The following is a 1,877-nucleotide window of genomic DNA, read 5'->3' as shown; positions in this document are numbered from 1 at the left end:
GGTACGAGCGCCTGGGCTTCGGCAAGCAGTGGGAGCACCGCTTCGAGCCGGGGCTGCCGGCGTTCGTCGAGGTCGCGCGCGGCCGGATGCGGCTGTTCCTGTCCGAGCACACCGGGGACGCCCGGCCGGACACGCTGGTGTACCTGAGGGTCGCTGATGTCGACGCGGTCGCCGCCGAGTTCGGGGTGCAGGTGGGCGACGCGCCCTGGGCGCGCGAGATCGAGCTGCGCGATCCGGACGGCAACCGCCTGCGGATCGGCACGCCGGCCGAGTGACCGTCGGGGAGCGGTTCAGGCCCGCCGGACCTGTGTCAGCGCAGCCCCCGCCAGCACGATCGCCGCGCCGACCGGGGTCGACCAGGTCAGCGACTCGCCGAGGATCGCGACGCCCGCGGCCGTGGCGATGACGGGGATGAAGTAGGTGACCATCTGCGCCGTGGTCGGGCCGACCTCGGCGACGAGGCTGAACTGGACGAGCATGGCGAGACCGGTGCCGAGCGCGCCCAGGGCGGCGACGGCGAGCAGCGGCACGACGGGGAACCGGGTCGGCAGGCTGGTGAACAGCGGGGTGACGACCGCCAGTTGGAGTGTGGCGAGCAGCAACTGGGCCCCGGTGAGGGACAGATGCGAGTCGCGCGACCCCGCCAGGGTGCGGCGGACGTAGATCCAGCCGATCGGGTAGCTCAGTGAGGCCAGCAGGGCCAGCGCCGTGCCGGTGGCGTCCACGCCGGTGAAGCCCTGCCAGGCGCCGAGCACCGTCAGCACTCCGAGGAATCCGAGGCCCAGGCCGGCGACCCGGATCCGGGTCGGCCGGTCCTCGGAGAGGGCGACGAGGGACAGGGCCATGCCCCACAGCGGTGACGTGGCGTTGCAGATGCCGGCGAGCGTGGACGGAATCGTCAGCTCGGCGTAGGCGAACAGGGAGAAGGGCAGCGCGTTGAGCAGGAAGGCGGCCACCGTGAGATGCCCCCAGGTGCGCGCGGCGCGCGGGAGCCGCTCCCGCTGCACGATCATCGCCGCCGCGAGCACCGCCGTGCCGAACACCAGCCGGCCGAGCGTGACCTGGAAGGGGGCGTAGCCCTCGGTGCCCACCTTGATGAGCAGGAAGCTGAAGCCCCAGATCAGCGAGAGGGCGGCGAAGCGGAGCCGCCAGTCGAGGGTGCGGCGGGGGAGGGTGGCGACGTGGTCGGCCGTGCGGGTGGTGGTGGCGGTGGTCATGGAACCAACGATGGGCGAGCGAACCTCGTAGCACAATCGAGATTTCGCACGCTGTATCTCGTAGCATTGCTTACATGTTGAGTCTGGACCGCCTGCGCACCCTCGACGCCCTCGCCCGGCACGGATCGGTGAGCGGAGCGGCCGAGGGCCTGCACATCACCACCTCGGCCGTCTCGCAGCAACTGGCCAAACTGGAGCGGGAAGTGGGCCAGCGGCTGCTCGCCAAGAACGGGCGGGGCGTGCGGCTCACGGATGCGGGACGGCTGCTCGCCGAGCACGCGGCGCGCATCCTGTCGCAGGTCGAACTGGCCCAGTCCGACCTGGAGGCGCAGCGTGGACAGGTCGCGGGCGAACTGCGGCTGTCGGCGTTCCCGACCGCCGCGCGCGGGCTGTTCCCCACGGCGCTCGCCGCGCTGCGCGCCGCGCACCCCGCGCTGCGGCTGCGCTCGTGCGAGCTGGAACCGGAGCGCGGGATCAGGGGCGTGGTGCGCGGCGACCTCGACCTCGCGGTCGTCCTCGACTGGTACAACAAGCCGATGCCGCTGCCCGACGGTCTCGTCAAGGCGCCGATCCTGGATGATCCCGCCGATGTGGCGATGCCGGCCGGCCATCCGCTCGCGGACCGCGCCGAGGTGGACCTCGGGGAGTTCGCCGAGGACG

Annotated in this window: 3 protein-coding genes; 2 read left to right on the top strand and 1 reads right to left on the bottom strand. The window is 72.4% G+C overall.

Annotation, left to right across the window (positions count from 1 at the left end; translation table 11 throughout):
* A partial coding sequence (locus tag ACTWQJ_RS50995) for a glyoxalase superfamily protein (RefSeq protein WP_443313135.1) occupies positions 1-275 on the top strand: 275 nt, incomplete at its 5' end.
* A gap of 15 nt (positions 276-290) precedes the next feature.
* On the opposite strand, the gene ACTWQJ_RS50990 is transcribed toward ACTWQJ_RS50995, so the two are convergent.
* Positions 291-1,217 carry a DMT family transporter gene (locus ACTWQJ_RS50990; RefSeq protein ID WP_443313134.1) on the bottom strand — a complete coding sequence of 309 codons (927 nt, stop codon included), beginning with the start codon at positions 1,215-1,217 and terminating at the stop codon, positions 291-293.
* Positions 1,218-1,291: 74 nt separating this feature from the next.
* Here ACTWQJ_RS50990 and ACTWQJ_RS50985 point away from each other — a divergent pair.
* The coding region (locus ACTWQJ_RS50985; protein ID WP_443313133.1) for a LysR family transcriptional regulator at positions 1,292-1,877 on the top strand (586 nt) is incomplete at its 3' end.

Origin of the sequence: Streptomyces sp. KR55 (genome assembly GCF_052245645.1) — a bacterium.
Taxonomy (GTDB): Bacteria; Actinomycetota; Actinomycetes; order Streptomycetales; family Streptomycetaceae; genus Streptomyces; species Streptomyces flavusporus.
This window is presented reverse-complemented; position numbering and strand designations above follow the sequence as displayed.